This is a genomic window from Fictibacillus enclensis (assembly GCF_001457035.1).
GTDB classification, from domain to species: domain Bacteria; phylum Bacillota; class Bacilli; order Bacillales; family Fictibacillaceae; genus Fictibacillus_C; species Fictibacillus_C enclensis.
The window spans coordinates 1,940,275-1,959,118 of record NZ_KQ758617.1 but is presented as its reverse complement, the minus strand read 5'-3'; the positions used below and the strand labels follow the sequence as shown (position 1 = coordinate 1,959,118).

Here is an 18,844-nt window from a genome sequence, read left to right as displayed (position 1 = left end):
AGCTTTCACATACGAATGTATTAAATTGAAGGTGAACGGAGTGGGTCCTGTGACGAAATTTATGATCAAGTGTTTTTTAATTACTGCTGTCCTTTTTTTCGGCGTTCTTCTTGGAATGCAGCAGGCTTCTGATGGAATGAGCGCATTAAAGGGAAATAAGGAGAATGGTGAAACCTTGACGCTTGAAACAGGCAAAGGTGCTGGGGAGGCTGAAGTACTTGGCACCCAGGTCGATGTTCATGACTTAAAAACAAAGCAAAAGCAGCTGGAAGAATCAAAAGCGTTTAACTTTTTTTCTTCAATGGGAGAGAAAGTGTCCGGCCTTGTTTCTTCCTTATTCCAAGGAATATTGAGTCTGATTTCAGCCATTCTTTCACAAATTTTTGGTTCCCTGAGCTGACAGTTATTTTTCTCGCGGAAAAATAACTGTTTTTGCTTTATAAGCGCTTTCGCAATTAGGTGGGTTCAGCATTGAACAACAGTGCTTGTATTGCTATAATCTAAACTAGTGTACTTTGCGCAAAAATGTAGGAGTGAAATGAATGAACCGAGAACAAAAACTGGAGAGGCAATCGAGGATTCGGAATTTTTCCATCATTGCTCATATTGACCATGGAAAGTCCACGCTGGCAGACCGGATTTTAGAGAAAACCGGCGCTCTTACCCAAAGGGAGATGAAAGAACAGCTTCTTGATTCCATGGACCTTGAACGTGAGCGTGGAATTACGATAAAACTGAATGCTGTGCAATTGAATTACAAAGCAAAAGACGGGGAGACATACATTTTTCATTTGATCGATACCCCGGGACATGTTGACTTTACCTATGAAGTATCCAGGAGCCTGGCTGCCTGTGAAGGAGCCCTGCTTATTGTTGATGCTGCTCAAGGGATTGAAGCACAAACGCTTGCCAACGTTTACCTGGCGCTTGAAAACGACCTGGAAATTCTTCCGGTCATCAATAAGATCGATCTGCCAAGTGCAGAGCCGGAGCGGGTAAGGAATGAGGTAGAAGAAGTAATCGGTCTTGATGCGTCTGAAGCTGTCCTCGCTTCTGCTAAAGCCGGAATTGGTATTGAAGAAATTCTCGAGCAGGTTGTTGAGAAAGTTCCGGCACCGGCAGGCGATCCCGATGCCCCGCTTCAAGCCCTTATTTTTGACTCCCTTTACGATCCATACCGCGGAGTTGTCACATATATTCGGGTGACAGAAGGAACGGTAAAAGTGGGGGATAAGATCCGTATGATGGCCACCCAAAAGGAATTTGAGGTCGTGGAGCTTGGAGTCTTTACCCCTAAAGCGGTCAACAAAGACTTTTTAACGGTCGGCGATGTTGGCTATTTAGCCGCGGCGATTAAAAATGTTGGGGATACCCAGGTGGGTGACACCATTACAAGCGCGGTCAAACCGGCGGCAGAACCGCTTCCGGGTTACCGAAAAATGAACCCGATGGTTTATTGCGGTCTGTACCCGGTGGACAATGCCAAATATAATGATTTGCGCGAAGCATTGGAACGACTTGTGTTGAACGATTCAGCACTGCAATATGAACCAGAGACTTCCCAGGCGCTTGGCTTCGGTTATCGCTGCGGTTTCCTTGGCCTGCTTCATATGGAAATCATTCAGGAGCGAATCGAGCGAGAGTTTAACATCGATCTGATCGCCACTGCTCCAAGTGTTATTTACAATGTGGCGATGACCGATGGTGAACAGGTCATCGTGGATAACCCGGCCAACATGCCTGAAGCCCAACTCATTCAGACGGTGGAAGAGCCGTATGTAAAAGCGACGATTATGACACCGAATGATTATGTTGGAACGATCATGGAAATTTGTCAAAAAAAACGCGGGATTTTCCAGACCATGGACTATCTTGAAAACAATCGGGTCAATGTGCTGTATGAAATCCCTCTTTCTGAAATTGTTTATGATTTCTTTGACCAATTGAAGTCAAGCACAAAGGGCTATGCTTCACTCGATTATGAATTGATCGGTTACAAGCCTTCCAAACTGGTAAAGATGGATATTTTGCTTAACGGGGAAAAGATTGACGCACTATCGGTTATCGTTCATAAAGATTTCGCGTATGAGCGGGGGAAAGTCGTCGTCGAAAAATTGAAAGAGCTTATTCCGCGCCAGCAGTTTGAGGTTCCTATTCAAGCTTCCATCGGTCAGAAGATCATTGCCAGATCGAACATTAAAGCATTGCGTAAAAATGTACTGGCGAAATGTTACGGCGGTGACATCTCTCGTAAGCGGAAGCTTCTTGAAAAGCAAAAAGAAGGTAAAAAGCGGATGAAGACGATCGGGCGTGTTGAAGTCCCTCAGGAAGCGTTTATGGCGGTCCTGCGCATGGACAATGATTGATTTAGCCGAATAAAATAGGCACCAAGAGAAGACCGCAGATTTTTTGCGGTCTTCACAAATTTTAGAAACGAAAGCAGTGATCGTATGCCGGATGCGGCTTATTTTCATATTCCATTCTGTGTGAACATCTGTCATTACTGTGATTTTAATAAAGTTTTCCTGAAGGGCCAGCCTGTCAACGAGTACCTGGACTATATGGAAAAGGAAATGAAAAACACGCTAAAACAGTCACCGTTCTCCAGCATGAAGACACTTTTTGTTGGAGGAGGGACTCCGACTGCTCTGGATTATGAGCAATTTGAACGGTTTTTAAACATGGTTAATCAGTACTTCTCGTCTTCGGACCGGCAGGAATTCACGGTGGAATCCAACCCGGAACAGACGGATCTAAGAAAACTTGAAATCATGAGAGATGCGGGTGTTAACCGATTGAGCATTGGTGTACAGGCATTTCAGGATAATTTATTGAAGGAGCTCGGACGGACTCATAACCAGCAGGATGTTGTACGAACGGTTTCGGAGGCCAAAGGGCTGGGGCTTGATAACATATCACTCGATATTATGTTCGGTCTTCCACGCCAGACGGTTGAGATGCTGAAGGAAACGCTTGATATCGCATTTTCGCTTGAGGTGCCTCATTTTTCTGCCTATTCCCTGCAGCTTGAACGGAAAACCGTTTTTTATAATCGTGCTGCCAAAGGGGAACTTCTGCTGCCTGAACAGGAAGAAGAGGCGCGGATGTATGAGGTGCTCATGGAAGAGATGGATAAGCATGGTTATGTTCAATACGAAATCTCAAACTTTGCGAAACGTGGTTATGAAAGCCGGCACAATCTGCAATACTGGGATAATAACGAATATTATGGTATTGGTGCGGGGGCTCACAGTTATGTGCACGGAACACGAAATGCTAATGCAGGACCGCTGAAAAAGTATATGTCGCTCATTGATGAGACGGGTTTTCCTTATATACATAAAGATGTTCTGTCATCTTCCGAGAAAATGGAAGAGGAACTTTTTATGGGACTCAGGAAAATGAAAGGTGTTTCTGATCAGCGATTTATGGAACGCTACGGGCTGTCGATGTTTGATGTGTTCGGAAGTCAAATCGATAAACTGCTGGAGCGTGGGTTGGTCAAACGATCGGGGGACATGCTTGCATTAACCAGGAATGGAACGTTTTTGGGCAATGAAGTGTTTCAGGAATTTATCGGAGTAGTTTAATCGTTGACAATCTTTAGTGGCATTTGGTAATTTAATATTAGATTTAGCACTCACTCTTTTGGAGTGCTAACAGCCACGGAGGTGAAAAGGATGTTATCTGAAAGGCAGCTTTTTATACTTCAGGTGCTGATCGATGATTACATCCAGCACGTTGAACCTGTTGGATCCCGGACGATTTCTAAAAGAGAAGACGTTCATTTCAGTTCTGCTACCATTCGAAATGAATTAGCTGATCTGGAGGACATGGGGTATCTTGAAAAAACGCACACCTCTTCCGGACGGGTGCCTTCTGAAAAAGGGTACCGTTTCTATGTGGATCATCTGTTGAGCCCAACCATTCTTTCAACAGCTGACATTTTTAACATACAGGATTTATTCAATGAGAAATTGGCAGAAACGGAACGGATTTTTGAGCAATCCGCCAAAATTCTATCCGAACTTACCAATTACACTTCCATTATCCTGGGACCTGAGGCTCTGGAAACGACATTAAAGCACATTCAGCTGATTCCGTTGGGTGGACAGCAGGCCGTCGCGATCTTCGTCACAAGCACGGGCCATGTGGAAAACCGGCATGTCTCCTTGCCGGGTGGCATAGCGCCCGAAGAAATTGAAACACTCGTCAATATTTTGAATGAAAAATTGACGGGTGTTCCGCTCGCGGAGCTCCACCAAAAAATACGAGATGAGCTTAATCTTGTGTTCAGAAAGCATATTAATAATCACCAGCAAGCGTCATTGTTTATCGATGATATCTTTAAGTGGAGCAACAGGGATAAAATATTCTTTGGTGGAAAAACAAAGATGCTGTATCAGCCAGAATTCAGGGATGTGGAAAAAGTCCGTATTCTGCTTGATGCACTGGAAGAGAAGACGGTCATCGAACAGCTGTTATCTGCGAATAATGAAGGGATAACGGTAACGATTGGACAGGAAAACCAGGTGGAAGCGGTCCGGAATTGCAGTCTGATTAAAGCATCCTACTCTTTTCACGGAAAGCATATCGGCACAATTTCATTAATCGGGCCGACCCGAATGGAGTACAAACGGGTTATCGGTCTGCTTGATACCATCAGTAAAGAATTTACGAATCTGTTTAATGCGAGATATTAAATCTTAACGAACACCGTATCAGGTTAGGGAGGTGACAACATGGAAAACAATCATAAAGATACTGCTGAATTTGAGGAAATGAATGATACTTTGCAAGAGGAAGCTGCTGAGGCTGAACAACATGAAGTTCCAAACGCGCAGGGTGATGAAGATCAAGCGGCTGAATCATCTGAACCTGTTGTGGAAGACAGCAGAATTGCTCAACTGGAAGCCAGCCTGGCTGATACTGAGAACCGGCTGCTTCGTGTACAGGCCGATTTTGAAAATTTCAAACGCCGTACACGGGAAGACCAGGCGGCTCAGTTAAAATATAAATCTCAAAGTCTGATTACACAGCTGTTGCCTGCTCTTGATAACTTCGAAAGAGCCATGGATGTTAAGGTGGAAGATGCTCAAGCCGCTTCTGTTCTGCAAGGAGTGGAAATGGTGTATCGCCAGCTTCTTGAGGCGGTGAAGAGCGAAGGACTGGAAGTTATTGAAACCGAGGGAGCAGCATTTGACCCGAATCTTCACCAGGCGGTCATGCAAGTCCAGGATGAAGAATATGAGTCCAACGTGATCGTTGAAACCCTGCAAAAGGGATACAAATTAAAGGACCGAGTCATTCGGCCGGCAATGGTAAAAGTAAATCAGTAATATTAAGGCACTTAATATTACATATAAAAGTGGAGGGTATGTTACATGAGCAAAATTATTGGAATTGACTTAGGTACAACAAACTCTTGTGTTGCTGTAATGGAAGGCGGAGAAGCGACGGTTATTCCGAATCCTGAAGGCAATCGCACAACTCCTTCGGTTGTAGCCTTTAAAGATGGAGAGCGTTCAGTTGGGGAAGTGGCAAAACGCCAGGCGGTTACCAACCCGAATACCATCATTTCTATCAAACGCCATATGGGTTCTGATCATAAAGTGGAAGCAGAGGGCAAAGCATATACACCTCAGGAAATTTCTGCGATCATCCTTCAAAAATTGAAAAGTGATGCAGAGAGCTATCTTGGAGAAAAAGTAGAACGTGCAGTAATCACTGTTCCTGCTTATTTCAACGATGCACAGCGCCAGGCAACCAAAGATGCTGGGCAAATCGCAGGACTGCAAGTAGAACGTATCATTAACGAGCCGACTGCTGCTGCACTTGCATATGGTCTTGAAGAAGAGAACGATCAAAAAATCCTCGTATTTGACCTTGGTGGCGGTACTTTTGACGTATCCATCCTTGAAATCGGTGATGGTAACTTTGATGTTCTTGCAACTTCAGGTGACAACAAGCTGGGCGGTGACGACTTTGACCAAGTAATCATTGATCATCTTGTATCTGAGTTCAAAAAAGAAAACGGCATCGACCTTTCTCAAGATAAGATGGCGCTTCAGCGTTTGAAAGATGCTGCAGAGAAAGCGAAAAAAGATCTTTCTGGTGTCACTCAAACTCAAATTTCACTACCTTTCATCACCGCTGATGCAACTGGTCCTAAGCACTTGGAAGTATCCATGAGCCGTGCGAAATTTGAAGAGCTTTCTTCTGACCTTGTGGAGCGTACTATGGGGCCGACTCGCCAGGCATTGAACGACGCAGGATTCTCACCAAGCGACATTGACAAGGTTATTCTTGTTGGGGGATCTACTCGTATTCCAGCTGTTCAGGAAGCGATCAAAAAGTTCACAGGAAAAGATCCATTTAAAGGGGTTAACCCTGATGAAGTAGTAGCTCTTGGTGCAGCAATCCAGGGTGGAGTAATTACTGGTGACGTTAAAGACGTTGTTCTTGTTGACGTAACTCCTCTATCTCTTGGAATTGAAACACTTGGGGGTGTATTCACAAAGCTGATTGACCGAAACACTGCGATTCCGACTACAAAATCTCAGGTATTCTCTACAGCTGCTGACAACCAGCCTTCTGTTGACATTCATGTTTTGCAGGGTGAGCGCGAAATGGCTGCAAACAATAAAACACTGGGCCGTTTTCAATTGTCAGACATTCCTCCAGCTCCACGCGGTGTTCCTCAAATCGAAGTATCCTTCGATATTGATGCGAATGGTATCGTAAACGTGCGTGCGAAGGACCTTGGAACAAACAAGGAACAGTCCATCACCATCAAGTCTTCTTCAGGTCTTTCAGAAGAAGAGATTGAAAAAATGGTACGTGATGCGGAAGAAAATGCAGAAGCTGACAAGAAGAGACGTGAAGAGATTGACCTTCGTAATGAAGCTGACCAGCTAATTTTTGCAACAGACAAGACGCTTAAGGATCTTGAAGGCAAGGTTGATGAAGCCGAAGTAACCAAAGCAAACGAAGCAAAAGAAGAGCTTAAAACAGCGCTTGAAGGCCAGGATATCGAAGCGATTAAAACGAAAAAAGACGCGTTGAGCGAAGTTGTTCAACAGCTATCCGTTAAGCTTTATGAACAAGCTGCACAAGCACAACAGGCAGCTCAAGGCCAAGAGCAGGGCGAGAAGAAAGCCGATGACAACGTGGTAGATGCGGAATACGAAGAAATGAACGACGACGAAAAGAAATAATAACGTGATTTGGTAAGGAAAAAGTCAAAGTCAGGCGATCATCTTGGCTTTGACTTTTTTCCGTTTTGATGCATTTCACTTGCAGATGTTAAAAACAATTCACATATTTAACGATCTTTGTTGAAAAAAGAAAAGCAACAATGGTAAGATAATTTTTATGTGAAGATTCGGGAGTGGGTTTCTATGAGTAAACGAGATTACTATGAAGTACTCGGTTTGGATAAGAATGCATCCACCGAAGAAATAAAAAAAGCCTACCGCAAACTGACTAAGCAGTACCATCCTGATGTAAACAAGGAACCGGATGCTGCCGAGAAGTTTAAAGAGGTGCGGGAAGCGTATGATACGTTAAAAGATCCTCAAAAAAAAGCACAGTACGACCAATTTGGCCATACGGATCCTAATCAGGGATTTGGCGGTTTTGGAGGTGCAGGAGCTGACTTTGGCGGCTTCGGAGACATATTTGATATGTTTTTCGGCGGCGGGGGAAGAAGAAACCCTAATGCCCCGAGACAGGGATCAGATTTACAGTACAACATGAACCTCAAGTTTGAGGAAGCGGTTTTCGGTAAAGAAACCGAAATTGAGCTTCCTAAGGAAGAAACATGTGAAACATGTCACGGATCAGGCGCGAAGCCTGGCACGAAACCGGAAACATGCTCACACTGTAAAGGTGCAGGCCAGCTGAACGTCGAGCAAAATACACCGTTTGGACGCATCGTCAACAAACGAGTATGTCAGTACTGCAGCGGAACAGGCAAGATTATCAAAGAAAAATGCGGTACGTGCCATGGTAAAGGGAAAGTAACTACCACAAAGAAAATCAATGTGAAAATTCCTGCAGGCGTGGATAACGGCCAGCAAATCCGCCTTTCCGGGCACGGTGAACCAGGCGTAAACGGAGGTCCTCCAGGAGACCTTTATGTGGTTTTCAGAGTTCTTCCTCACGAATTTTTCGAGAGAGACGGAGACGACATTTATTGTGAAATGCCTATTACCTTTGCTCAGGCTGCCTTGGGAGATGAAATTGAAGTTCCTACATTGCACGGGCGAATCAAATTGAAAATACCGGCTGGAACACAGACCGGAACTCATTTCCGTCTGCGCGGAAAAGGAGTTCAAAATGTCAGGGGACGCGGTCAGGGAGATCAGCACATCCAAGTGAAAGTGCTGACACCTACCAAGCTTTCCGACAAACAGAAGCAATTGCTGAGGGATTTTGCCGAAATCGGCGGAGATGTGCCGGATGAGCATGAAGAATCCTTTTTTGACAAAGTAAAAAGAGCCTTTAAGGGCGAGTAATGGATCATAGGAATGGAGTTGATAGAATTGAAATGGTCAGAAATTAGCATTCATACTACCCAGGAAGCGGTTGAACCAATCTCAAACATTCTACACGAAGCAGGTGCCAGCGGCGTGGTGATAGAAGATCCGGAAGATTTAATAAAAGAGAGAACATCCGTTTTTGGGGAAATCTATCAACTCGATCCTAATGATTATCCTGAAGAAGGCGTACTGATAAAAGCGTATTTGCCGGTAACAAGTTTTCTCGGTGAAACAGTAGATGAGGTCAAAGAAGCCATTAATAATTTAATGACCTATGATATCGATCTCGGCCATAACCATGTAACCATCAGTGAGGTAAATGAAGAAGAGTGGGCAACCGCCTGGAAGAAATACTACAAGCCGGTAAAAATTTCCGAAAAGATAACCATTACACCGACATGGGAAGATTATCAGCCGGTGAGCTCTGATGAAGTAATCATTGAACTGGATCCGGGAATGGCTTTTGGCACCGGGACCCATCCAACAACGGTCATGTGCCTGCAAGCCATCGAGAAATACCTGAACCCAGGGGATGAGGTCATTGATGTAGGAACCGGCTCCGGTGTTTTAAGTATCGCTGCGGCCCACCTGGGAGCGAAGCATGTTCAGGCATTTGACTTGGACGAAGTAGCAGTTTCAAGCGCCAATATTAATGTGAAACTGAATAAAGCAGCGGAAAAAATCACTGTAAAGCAGAATAACTTGTTAAACGGTATTGAAGGTCCTGCCGATCTAATTGTGGGCAATCTGCTTGCTGATATTATCCTGCGTTTTGTTCCAGATGCCGCAAGGGTGCTTAAACAAGATGGCCTGTTTATTACTTCAGGCATTATTCAAGGAAAAAAGAACGAAGTAAAAGAAGAGCTGAAACAAAACGGGTTTACCATTGTAGAAGTGCTGGAGATGGAAGACTGGGTAGCAATCATTGCGCGCAATCTTTCGGACTCGAAAGAGGTCTAACATGCAAAGGTACTTTGTTTCAGGAAACGATATGAGCGAAACCAACGTGACAATCACGGGCGATGATGCAAATCATATTGCAAAAGTAATGAGAATGGAAAACGGCGATCATATTATTTGCTCCGATAGTCAGGGCCGGACGGTGCTCTGTGAAATCACGGCGGTAGACCGGGATTCTGTCCATGCCTCTGTGATCGAAGAGATACAGGAACAAAAGGAATCTCCTATACAGGTCACCATTGCCCAGGGAATTCCTAAAGGAGATAAGCTGGAAACGATTGTACAAAAAGGAACCGAGCTAGGGGCAAAGGGATTTTTGCCTTTTTCTTCATCACGGTGTATTGTAAAATGGGATGAAAAAAAAGGTCAGAAAAAAATCCTGAGGCTTGCAAAAATTGCAAAAGAGGCGGCTGAGCAGTCACACCGCAGCGTCATTCCTGACGTGTTTTCGCCTGTTTCCTTTACAACTCTTTTGAAACAAGCAACTGATTTTGATTATAAAATTGTGGCTTATGAAGAAGAAGCGAAAGAGGGAGAGACAAAGCGGCTGGCTGAAGTCCTGTATTCCATGTCTCCCGGTTCGACGCTTCTTTGCGCCATCGGCCCGGAAGGCGGATTTAGCGGGCAGGAAGTATCTGAATTAAAGGAAGCTGGTTTTGTTTCCTGTGGACTTGGCCCCCGAATACTGCGTACAGAAACAGCAAGTTCTTATCTCCTTAGCGCTGTTTCCTATCATTTTGAATTAATGAGGTGATTGAAATGCCATCAGTGGCTTTTCATACATTAGGCTGTAAAGTAAACCATTACGAAACAGAAGCGATTTGGCAGCTGTTCCATAGTGAAGGTTATGAACGTAAAGAGTTCGAGCAGACAGCTGACGTTTATGTAATTAATACATGTACTGTAACCAATACAGGCGATAAAAAAAGCCGTCAGGTGATCCGCCGGGCGATCCGTAAAAACCCGGATGCGGTCATTTGTGTGACGGGCTGCTACGCCCAGACCTCTCCTGCGGAAATCATGGCGATCCCGGGTGTGGACATTGTGGTCGGAACCCAGGATCGTGGGAAGATGCTTGGGTTTATTGAGCAGTTTAAAGAAGAACGGCTTCCTATCAATGGTGTCGGCAACATCATGAAAGCACGTGTGTATGAAGAACTTGATGTTCCATCATTTACGGACCGTACACGTGCATCCCTGAAAATTCAGGAAGGATGCAACAACTTCTGTACATTTTGTATCATTCCCTGGGCACGCGGGCTCTTGCGCTCACGGGATTCAAAAGAAGTCATCCATCAGGCGCAGCAGCTTGTCAGTGCCGGATATAAAGAGATCGTGCTTACTGGCATTCACACTGCGGGATACGGTGAAGATTTGAAAGATTACAACTTTGCCATGCTTCTTTCAGAATTGGATGAGAAAGTGGAAGGATTGAAAAGGCTTCGCATTTCTTCCATTGAAGCGAGCCAGATTACGGACGAAGTGATCGAGGTCATGAACCGATCCGATAAGGTCGTTCCCCATCTTCATATCCCGCTTCAGTCCGGTTCCAACACGGTTCTTCAAAGAATGCGCAGAAAGTATACTATGGAACTTTTTGCAGAGCGCATTACCAAGTTGAAAAATGCACTTCCTGGTTTGGCGATTACTTCAGATGTCATTGTCGGATTTCCCGGGGAAACGGAAGAAGAATTTATGGAAACCTATAATTTCATCCGCGACCACAAATTTTCCGAGCTTCATGTCTTCCCATATTCCAAGCGCACCGGCACACCTGCCGCACGGATGGAGGAACAAGTTCCTGAAGAGGTGAAGAACGAACGAGTTCACCGCTTGATCGAGCTTTCAGATCAGCTCGCCAAAGAATATGCTTCAGATTACGAAGATGAAGTCGTAGAGGTAATTCCTGAAGAAGCATATAAGGAAGAAAAGGGAACAGGCCTGTATGTTGGGTACACACCGAACTATCTCAAAGTCAGGTTCCCTGCAACCGAAGAGATGATCGGAAAACAAGTCCTTGTGAAAATTTCGAAAGCGGGTTACCCGTATAATGACGGCCAGTTTGTAAAAGTAATCGATGATCATCTTTCCAAAGAAATTGCAAACTTCTGATACCACTGAAAGTCCGGATACCCGGGCTTTCTTTTTTTTGTGTAAACCCGGGTTTTGTATTTTAATGTCGGGTTTTGGTAAAATACATAGGAAGAGAAGAAGTGTAGAAAGGATGATAAAAAATGGCTGCATCAGATCTTGCTAAACTCATTGACCATACCGCTTTAAAACCGGAAACAACAAAAGAAGATATTTTAAAATTGTGTGCCGAGGCAAAGGAATTCAATTTTTTTTCAGTTTGTGTTAATCCGGTTTGGGTATACACTGCGTTTGAGCAACTGAAAGGTACAGACGTGGCTGTTTGTACAGTCATTGGTTTTCCGCTTGGTGCGAGCACCCCTGAAGTGAAGGCATTTGAAACAAAAAATGCCATTGAAAACGGGGCAACTGAAGTGGACATGGTAATCAATATCGGTGCTTTAAAAGGGAAAGAGTACGATCTGGTTGAACGAGATGTCCGTGCTGTCGTTGAAGCTGCAAAGGGGCGTGCACTGACCAAAGCCATTATTGAAACGTCCCTGCTTACAGATGAAGAAAAAGTAAAGGCCTGTGAAATCGCAGTTAAAGCTGGCATCCAATTTGTGAAAACCTCTACCGGGTTTTCCACAGGAGGAGCAACGGTAGAAGACATCCGCCTTATGCGAGAGACGGTCGGCCCGAATATTGGCGTAAAAGCTTCAGGCGGAGTACGCGACAGGAAAACCACGATTGCCATGGTGGAAGCTGGGGCAACCCGGATCGGGGCAAGTGCAGGAATTGCCATTGTTAAAGGCGTAAGCTCAGAATCAGATTATTAAAACAAAGCGGATTTTTGTTGACCATTATCAATTGATATATTATAATGGCAAAAGATATGTGACGCATTTCTATCACTCATTGTGACTGAAATGGTCTGGAGGGAGGGAAAGAAAATGGCAGAAACCCGTGTTCGTAAGAACGAATCCATTGATGATGCTCTTCGTCGTTTTAAAAGATCCGTTTCCAAAGATGGAACTTTGGCAGAAGTGAAAAAGCGCAAGCATTATGAAAAGCCAAGCGTTAAACGTAAGAAGAAGGCTGAGGCAGCAAGAAAGCGCAAGTTCTAAGAGAGGTGTAAGTTTATGAGTCTTCTTGATCGATTAAACCAGGATATGAAACAAGCGATGAAGGACAAAAACAAGCAAAAGCTTTCTGTGATTCGCATGGTGAAGGCATCCCTTCAAAACGAATCAATCAAGCTCGGGCACGACCTGAATGAAGAAGAAGAGCTCACTGTTCTTGCACGTGAAATGAAACAAAGAAAAGACTCCCTCCAAGAATTTGAAAAAGCTGGACGCAATGATTTGGCAGATCCTTTGAAAGAAGAAATTGCCATCATTACGGACTATATGCCACAACAATTATCCGAGGATGAAGTGAAAGAGATTGTCCTGGGAGCCATCGAACAAGTTGGTGCTTCATCAAAAGCGGATATGGGTAAGGTGATGGGAGTGGTGATGCCTCAAGTAAAAGGCAAAGCCGATGGTTCTCTTGTCAACAAGCTCGTTCAACAAAATTTATCTTAAATCGAACAGACGCCTTGAGGCTTAGCCTTAAGGCGTCTTTTTGCGTTAATTATCCACTTGGTTTTTCCAAAATACATACTATACAATGGAGAGGGAACTTTCCAGATATTGAAACTTTTTTGTTGGTCAGTCGTATGAATAAAGGGGGATTAAAAAGGGGGGGAAACGTTGAGAATAATCCGGATGATATTCTTCATTGGACTAATGATGCTCCCGCTGCTGACGGTCATCAAGCCGGCGGCCGGTGAAGGGAATGGCGAGACGGTATATGTAATTCCGGTACAGCAGGAAATTGAAAGAGGTCTTGAAGCCTTCCTTGAGAGAAGTTTGGACGATGCCGAAAAAGCAGGTGCAGACCACATTATTTTTGAAATCAACACGCCAGGGGGAAGAGTGGATTCAGCTAATAAGATTGCCCAGCTGATCAGATCTACGCAAATACCCACTACAGCTTACATAATTAAAGATGCTTTTTCTGCCGGAGCGTATATTGCATTGAATGCAAATGAAATTGTTATGAAACCGTCAACAACAATGGGCTCTGCTGCTGTAATCAATGCACAGGGCAATACTGCTGGGAAAAAAGCAGAATCCGCCTGGATTGCAGAAATGGAAGCGGCAGCAGAACTCAACAACCGCGATCCTAAATATGCAAGGGCCATGGCAGATGAAAACATAGAAATCAAGGACCTGGGCCTTGAGAAAGGGAAACTGTTAACCCTGACAGCCAATCAGGCGCTTAAGGTAGGCTATGCAGAAAAAATAGTGAATGACCGGCATGAACTGCTTTCGTATCTTAAGCTGGACGACGCAAAAATTACGGAAGTAAATTTAAGCCTGGCCGAAAAAGTAGCTCGTGTGGTTACAAATCCAATTGCAGTAGCCATCCTTTTTTCTGTTGGATTTTTGGGGCTCGCCATTGAACTTTTTACACCTGGTTTCGGTATTGCTGGCACCATCGGTCTTCTCTCAATGGGTCTTTATTTCTTTGGTCATATGATTGCAGGACTTGCCGGGTGGGAATCCGTCGCGCTTTTTGTGCTGGGTCTTGTGTTTTTGTTCCTGGAAATTTTTGTTCCGGGAGGCATTATAGGAGTGTTGGGGGTGGTTGCAGTGATTGCAAGCTTGGTCATGGCAGCAGGATCGGTAACGACTGTAGCCATTTCGATAGGAATCGCTTTTATTGTTACTGTAGTAGGATCTTTCTTTTTCCTTAAATATTTTGGCTATCGGGGACCACTGAGAAAACTGATCTTGTTTGACAGCACGAGCACGGAAAAGGGATACATTTCAAATGACCAGAGAGCGGATCTTACAGGGAGGATTGCGGAATCTATCACGCCTCTTAGACCATCTGGTACAGCAGATCTCGATGGAGAATATCTGGATGTTGTAACAGAAGGCAGCTTTATTCCAAAAGGGAAAAAGTTAAAAATTGTTAAAGTACAGGGATCTAGAATCGTAGTTAGAGAAGTAAAAGAAGATTTATCAGAAAAAGGAGGAGATTAAATGTTTTCAGGTTCCATCGCAACGCTTGTTTTAATTGGCGTTATTATTATTGTGCTTGCAATTCTATTTACATTTGTACCGGTTGCTCTTTGGATTTCAGCACTTGCTGCAGGAGTACGGGTTGGGATTTTTACACTGATCGGTATGAGGTTAAGACGGGTTATCCCCTCAAGGGTCATCAATCCGCTGATCAAGGCACAAAAAGCCGGGTTAAATCTTACGACCAATCAGCTCGAAAGCCATTACCTGGCGGGAGGAAATGTAGACCGTGTGGTAAACGCTCTCATTGCCGCACACAGAGCGAACATTGATTTGACGTTCGAAAGGTCGGCAGCGATTGATTTAGCCGGAAGAGACGTCCTGGAAGCCGTACAGATGAGTGTTAACCCCAAAGTAATTGAAACGCCGTTTATTGCCGGTGTGGCACTGGATGGCATTGAAGTAAAAGCGAAAGCGAGAATAACTGTTAGAGCCAATATTGAACGCCTGGTCGGGGGAGCAGGAGAAGAAACCATTATTGCCCGTGTAGGGGAAGGTATTGTTTCTACGATTGGTTCAAGTGAGAATCATAAAAAGGTTCTGGAAAATCCGGACACCATTTCGCAAACCGTTTTATCCAAAGGACTGGATTCCGGAACCGCGTTTGAAATTCTGTCAATTGATATTGCTGATATTGATATTGGCAAGAATATTGGGGCAGCACTGCAAACCGACCAGGCGATGGCTGATAAAAATATTGCACAGGCGAAGGCAGAAGAACGCCGGGCCATGGCTGTTGCCAACGAACAGGAAATGATCGCCAGGGTTCAGGAAATGCGTGCAAAAGTGGTGGAAGCCGAAGCCGAGGTGCCACTTGCCATGGCCGAAGCACTTCGTTCGGGAAATATGGGTGTGCTTGATTATGCCAATTTGACCAACGTGATTGCAGACACAAACATGAGAGAATCGATTGGAAAACAGGCGAATCCTTCATTAGGAGAAGATGATTTGCCGGGCACTAAAGGGAAGAAATAATGGATACCCTTATCAATCATCTTTTCGATGCCATCGGTGATTTGCTTCCATTTATCATTTTTGTGGTCGTGGGGCTGTATGGATTGATTAAAAAAGGTCTGTCGCAGCAGAATGATCATCAGCGACAACGGCGGGTTCAAAGGAGAACAGTGGAAGCTTCGGATGCTGCAGCTGCCCAGAAAGCAAAAATGGAAAAGACCGCAAAGAATGAAAAGTTAGAAGAAGTTTCTTCAGCAACAACGATGCTGGAAAGTTATCAAAACATCCAGATGAAGCCACGGTCATCTTCAACTTCCCGGTCCGGTGTCTCTTTAAACGACAGATACAAGGACCGAAGCAATGAAATTGTATCTTTTACGGTAAAAAAGGAGAATCTCGTGGAGGGAATTATTTGGTCGGAGATTCTTGGCAAGCCACGCGCTTATCAGCCGCTTCACAGAAAAAAATGAAGAAGAACCATGTGTCAAAGGGGACTGCATCTTATGCGGTCCTTTTTTTAATTTATGGTGATAGTTTATCTCACCCTTTCATAAAAATGAGATGAGAGGGGTGTTGCTGATGGCAAAGTGGAGGCAGCAAGTAACAAAATGGTTAGTGGAAAAACTTGATCTCCCAGCTGATGCCATGATGGATTTACCCCGCATTACGATGATTGGCCAGTTACATATCTATATAGAAAATCACAGAGGGGTTATGGCCTTTTCAAGGGAAGAACTAAAGCTTCGTTTAAAGCAGGGACACCTTGTGATCAAAGGTCAGGACTTTGTTATTAAAACCATTCTTCCCGAAGAAATATTGCTTGAAGGAACCATTGAAGGGGTCTATTATGACAAATCCACTTAAAAACCAGTACGGGAGGCCGCTATGAAAAAGGACTGGCTGGAGCCGATAAACAGTTATGTGAAAATCGAATTGAGAGGCGACGATATTGAAGGTTTCATCAATGAATGCCTGGCCCGGGGGATCGCAATCTGGAACATCGAACGGACAGTAGAGGGGTCAGTATCCGCCTGCCTTTATACCAAAAACATGAAAGAAGTACGGCCGCTTATGAAACAAACAAGGTGCAAGTTTCGCCTGTTAGAGAAGAACGGTTTGCCGTTTTGGGCAGTCAGGATGTGGAAAAGGAACGGCCTCTTGCTTGGACTTGCAGGTTTTTTTGTGGTTTTATTTCTGCTATCCAATATGGTTTGGAATATTAATGTGACAGGAGCAAATCCTAAAACAGAATACCAGCTTCTCAAAGCGGCAAAAGAATTGGGGATAAAAAAAGGCAAGTTTATCTTCCTTCTCCCCAATGTCAGACAGCTTCAGCAGCAGCTGACCAACGCCATGGACAATGTAACCTGGATCGGAGTCAGTCTGAATGGGACAACCTATAATTTTCAGGTTGTAGAAAAGGAAATCCCTAAACGAAAGGAAACGTCATCACCAAAGCATCTGGTGGCAAAAAAGGATGCGGTGATCTATGATATGTTCGTTGAAAAAGGACAACCCGTGGTTTCCCCGCATCAGTTTGTCTATAAGGGCAGTCTCCTCGTATCCGGATATATTGGAAAGGAAGGGAAAACCAAGCTTGTCCCGGCCAAGGGAGTAGTCTGGGGGGAAACATGGTATACGACAAGCGTGACCGTTCCGCTAAAAACGGAATTTCAAACCTTTACGGGAAACATGGTAACGCAGCATAAAATAAATCTGTTTGGTCTCAAAATTCCGATTTGGGGCTGGAAAGACGAGGAATATAAAACACAAGAGGTCAGCAAGAATGAAACTCCGCTGAAATTTTGGAAATGGACACTGCCGATTTCTTATATAAAGAAGGAAATCAGGGAAACGGATGGCGTGCACCGTGTGTATACAAGTTCCCAAGCCATCCAGGCAGGGAAAGCAATGGCCAGAAAAGAAGTAAGGAAACTGCTGTCCCACGATGCGAAAATTAAGGGAGAAAAAATTTTGCGCCAGTCCGTTTCAAATGGTAAAGTAAATTTATCGATGCACTACCAGGTAATTGAAAATATTGCATCTGAACAACCTATACTTATCCAACAAGGAGACTGAGTAGTTTGTCAGAAACCACTAAATTACAGCGATTACAACTAGAAGATCAGGGAGAAGCCCTGGCGCTTTTCGGACCGAACGATGCTTTTCTGAATATTATCGAAGATAAGCTTTCAGTCACCATTGTCACAAGAGGCGAAGACATATCGGTTACGGGAACGGATGATGCCGTTCAAAAGGTGGAAGATGTGCTGATCGTGCTACTGGGATTGATCCGAAAAGGAATTCATATTTCCGAACGAGACATTGTTTATGCTGTTCAGCTGGCGGAACGGGAAATGCTCGATGAAATCACTGAATTGTATCAGCAGGAGATTACAACTAACGTAAAAGGCAAACCAATCAGAGTAAAAACACTCGGTCAGCGTCATTATGTAACAGCGATGAAAAAAGGCGACCTGGTCTTTGGGATTGGCCCTGCAGGTACAGGGAAAACCTACTTGGCTGTGGTTATGGCAGTAGCTGCCTTGAAAGAAGGAAAAATCAAAAAGATTGTTTTGACAAGGCCGGCAGTTGAAGCTGGTGAAAGCCTTGGCTTCCTCCCTGGCGACCTGAAAGAAAAGGTCGACCCCTATTTGCGTCCGCTGTATGATGCTCTTCATGATTTGTTGGGAATGGAACATACAGAACGACTGATTGAAAGAGGCACCATCGAAATTGCACCGCTCGCCTATATGAGGGGAAGAACGCTCGATGAATGTTTTGTCATTCTTGATGAAGCTCAAAATACCTCTCCAGAACAGATGAAAATGTTTCTGACACGCCTTGGCTTTGGCTCAAGAATGGTCATTACGGGCGATTTAACCCAAATTGACCTTCCAAGAGGGAAAGAGTCAGGGTTAAAAGTGGCAGAACGCACCTTGAATGGCGTGCCAGGCATACAGTTTATTTTCTTAAAGCAGCTTGATGTGGTAAGACACCCGCTGGTCCAGCGCATCATTTCGGCCTACGAAAAGAACGAGGGTGGCAAGTAGAAGAAGCCTCAGGTTTATTAAATAAAACCTGAGGCTTCTTCTTTTTTTGCAGAGAAAAATTTACGCTTGCAATTCTGCTATACCTTCTCTGTCCAGTTTTTGTTAATATGGAAATACAAAGCAGTGACAG

19 protein-coding genes are annotated in these 18,844 nt (G+C 44.4%); all 19 read left to right on the top strand.

All coding sequences use genetic code 11. From position 1 onward, the window contains the following. Nucleotides 1–49: 49 nt before the first annotated feature. Nucleotides 50–400, top strand: coding sequence for a DUF3679 domain-containing protein (locus AS030_RS10130; RefSeq protein ID WP_240482247.1), 351 nt, complete (start codon nt 50–52; stop codon nt 398–400). Nucleotides 401–542: 142 nt separating this feature from the next. Continuing rightward, nucleotides 543–2,366, top strand: coding sequence for a translation elongation factor 4 (gene lepA, locus AS030_RS10125; RefSeq protein WP_061971203.1), 1,824 nt, complete (start codon nt 543–545; stop codon nt 2,364–2,366). 84 nt (nt 2,367–2,450) lie between these two features. Then, nucleotides 2,451–3,590: a radical SAM family heme chaperone HemW gene (hemW, locus tag AS030_RS10120; RefSeq protein ID WP_061971201.1), complete on the top strand. Its 1,140-nt coding sequence runs from the start codon at nt 2,451–2,453 to the stop codon at nt 3,588–3,590. A 90-nt stretch (nt 3,591–3,680) separates the two neighbouring features. Next, the gene (hrcA, locus tag AS030_RS10115; protein WP_061971198.1) at nt 3,681–4,703 is read left to right on the top strand and encodes a heat-inducible transcriptional repressor HrcA; all 1,023 of its coding nucleotides are present in this window, start codon (nt 3,681–3,683) and stop codon (nt 4,701–4,703) included. Nucleotides 4,704–4,742: 39 nt separating this feature from the next. Next, nucleotides 4,743–5,339: a nucleotide exchange factor GrpE gene (grpE, locus tag AS030_RS10110; RefSeq protein WP_061971196.1), complete on the top strand. Its 597-nt coding sequence runs from the start codon at nt 4,743–4,745 to the stop codon at nt 5,337–5,339. A gap of 45 nt (nt 5,340–5,384) precedes the next feature. Then, on the top strand, nt 5,385–7,217 hold the full coding sequence (dnaK, locus tag AS030_RS10105; RefSeq protein ID WP_061971193.1) for a molecular chaperone DnaK: 1,833 nt from the start codon (nt 5,385–5,387) through the stop codon (nt 7,215–7,217). A 183-nt stretch (nt 7,218–7,400) separates the two neighbouring features. Continuing rightward, nucleotides 7,401–8,519 (top strand): molecular chaperone DnaJ, encoded by a 1,119-nt coding sequence (gene dnaJ, locus AS030_RS10100; protein ID WP_061971191.1) that lies wholly within the window; start codon nt 7,401–7,403, stop codon nt 8,517–8,519. Between the two features lie 27 nt (nt 8,520–8,546). Then, entirely contained in the window at nt 8,547–9,503 is a 957-nt protein-coding gene (prmA, locus tag AS030_RS10095; protein ID WP_061971188.1) for a 50S ribosomal protein L11 methyltransferase, read from the top strand. A gap of 1 nt (nt 9,504) precedes the next feature. Next, on the top strand, nt 9,505–10,257 hold the full coding sequence (locus AS030_RS10090; RefSeq protein WP_061971186.1) for a 16S rRNA (uracil(1498)-N(3))-methyltransferase: 753 nt from the start codon (nt 9,505–9,507) through the stop codon (nt 10,255–10,257). Nucleotides 10,258–10,262: 5 nt separating this feature from the next. Further along, entirely contained in the window at nt 10,263–11,615 is a 1,353-nt protein-coding gene (mtaB, locus tag AS030_RS10085; RefSeq protein ID WP_061971183.1) for a tRNA (N(6)-L-threonylcarbamoyladenosine(37)-C(2))-methylthiotransferase MtaB, read from the top strand. A 122-nt stretch (nt 11,616–11,737) separates the two neighbouring features. Beyond that, nucleotides 11,738–12,412 (top strand): deoxyribose-phosphate aldolase, encoded by a 675-nt coding sequence (gene deoC / locus AS030_RS10080; RefSeq protein WP_061971182.1) that lies wholly within the window; start codon nt 11,738–11,740, stop codon nt 12,410–12,412. A 114-nt stretch (nt 12,413–12,526) separates the two neighbouring features. After that, on the top strand, nt 12,527–12,700 hold the full coding sequence (gene rpsU, locus AS030_RS10075) for a 30S ribosomal protein S21 (protein ID WP_007202240.1): 174 nt from the start codon (nt 12,527–12,529) through the stop codon (nt 12,698–12,700). A gap of 15 nt (nt 12,701–12,715) precedes the next feature. Continuing rightward, nucleotides 12,716–13,159 carry a GatB/YqeY domain-containing protein gene (locus tag AS030_RS10070; RefSeq protein WP_061971179.1) on the top strand — a complete coding sequence of 148 codons (444 nt, stop codon included), beginning with the start codon at nt 12,716–12,718 and terminating at the stop codon, nt 13,157–13,159. A gap of 168 nt (nt 13,160–13,327) precedes the next feature. Continuing rightward, nucleotides 13,328–14,668 carry an NfeD family protein gene (locus AS030_RS10065; RefSeq protein ID WP_141687048.1) on the top strand — a complete coding sequence of 447 codons (1,341 nt, stop codon included), beginning with the start codon at nt 13,328–13,330 and terminating at the stop codon, nt 14,666–14,668. Next, entirely contained in the window at nt 14,669–15,682 is a 1,014-nt protein-coding gene (gene floA / locus AS030_RS10060) for a flotillin-like protein FloA (RefSeq protein WP_061971176.1), read from the top strand. Continuing rightward, complete coding sequence (locus tag AS030_RS10055) at nt 15,682–16,131, top strand: hypothetical protein (RefSeq protein ID WP_061971174.1); 450 nt, start codon at nt 15,682–15,684, stop codon at nt 16,129–16,131. The genes floA and AS030_RS10055 overlap by 1 nt, the downstream gene beginning before the upstream one ends. Before the next feature lie 106 nt (nt 16,132–16,237). Continuing rightward, complete coding sequence (gene yqfC, locus AS030_RS10050) at nt 16,238–16,525, top strand: sporulation protein YqfC (RefSeq protein WP_061971698.1); 288 nt, start codon at nt 16,238–16,240, stop codon at nt 16,523–16,525. Between the two features lie 21 nt (nt 16,526–16,546). Continuing rightward, nucleotides 16,547–17,740: a sporulation protein YqfD gene (gene yqfD, locus AS030_RS10045; protein WP_061971171.1), complete on the top strand. Its 1,194-nt coding sequence runs from the start codon at nt 16,547–16,549 to the stop codon at nt 17,738–17,740. Between the two features lie 5 nt (nt 17,741–17,745). Next, nucleotides 17,746–18,714 carry a PhoH family protein gene (locus tag AS030_RS10040; protein ID WP_061971169.1) on the top strand — a complete coding sequence of 323 codons (969 nt, stop codon included), beginning with the start codon at nt 17,746–17,748 and terminating at the stop codon, nt 18,712–18,714. Nucleotides 18,715–18,844: the final 130 nt, after the last annotated feature.

Bases quoted from the DNA above. Each gene is read 5' to 3' on its own strand.
- AS030_RS10090 (WP_061971186.1), top strand. From the start codon at position 9,505: ATGCAAAGGTACTTTGTTTCAGGAAACGATATGAGCGAAACCAACGTG.
- yqfD (WP_061971171.1), top strand. From the start codon at position 16,547: ATGAAAAAGGACTGGCTGGAGCCGATAAACAGTTATGTGAAAATCGAA.
- deoC (WP_061971182.1), top strand. From the start codon at position 11,738: ATGGCTGCATCAGATCTTGCTAAACTCATTGACCATACCGCTTTAAAA.
- rpsU (WP_007202240.1), top strand. From the start codon at position 12,527: ATGGCAGAAACCCGTGTTCGTAAGAACGAATCCATTGATGATGCTCTT.
- AS030_RS10055 (WP_061971174.1), top strand. From the start codon at position 15,682: ATGGATACCCTTATCAATCATCTTTTCGATGCCATCGGTGATTTGCTT.
- dnaK (WP_061971193.1), top strand. From the start codon at position 5,385: ATGAGCAAAATTATTGGAATTGACTTAGGTACAACAAACTCTTGTGTT.
- hrcA (WP_061971198.1), top strand. From the start codon at position 3,681: ATGTTATCTGAAAGGCAGCTTTTTATACTTCAGGTGCTGATCGATGAT.
- floA (WP_061971176.1), top strand. From the start codon at position 14,669: ATGTTTTCAGGTTCCATCGCAACGCTTGTTTTAATTGGCGTTATTATT.
- lepA (WP_061971203.1), top strand. From the start codon at position 543: ATGAACCGAGAACAAAAACTGGAGAGGCAATCGAGGATTCGGAATTTT.
- grpE (WP_061971196.1), top strand. From the start codon at position 4,743: ATGGAAAACAATCATAAAGATACTGCTGAATTTGAGGAAATGAATGAT.
- dnaJ (WP_061971191.1), top strand. From the start codon at position 7,401: ATGAGTAAACGAGATTACTATGAAGTACTCGGTTTGGATAAGAATGCA.
- hemW (WP_061971201.1), top strand. From the start codon at position 2,451: ATGCCGGATGCGGCTTATTTTCATATTCCATTCTGTGTGAACATCTGT.
- AS030_RS10070 (WP_061971179.1), top strand. From the start codon at position 12,716: ATGAGTCTTCTTGATCGATTAAACCAGGATATGAAACAAGCGATGAAG.
- mtaB (WP_061971183.1), top strand. From the start codon at position 10,263: ATGCCATCAGTGGCTTTTCATACATTAGGCTGTAAAGTAAACCATTAC.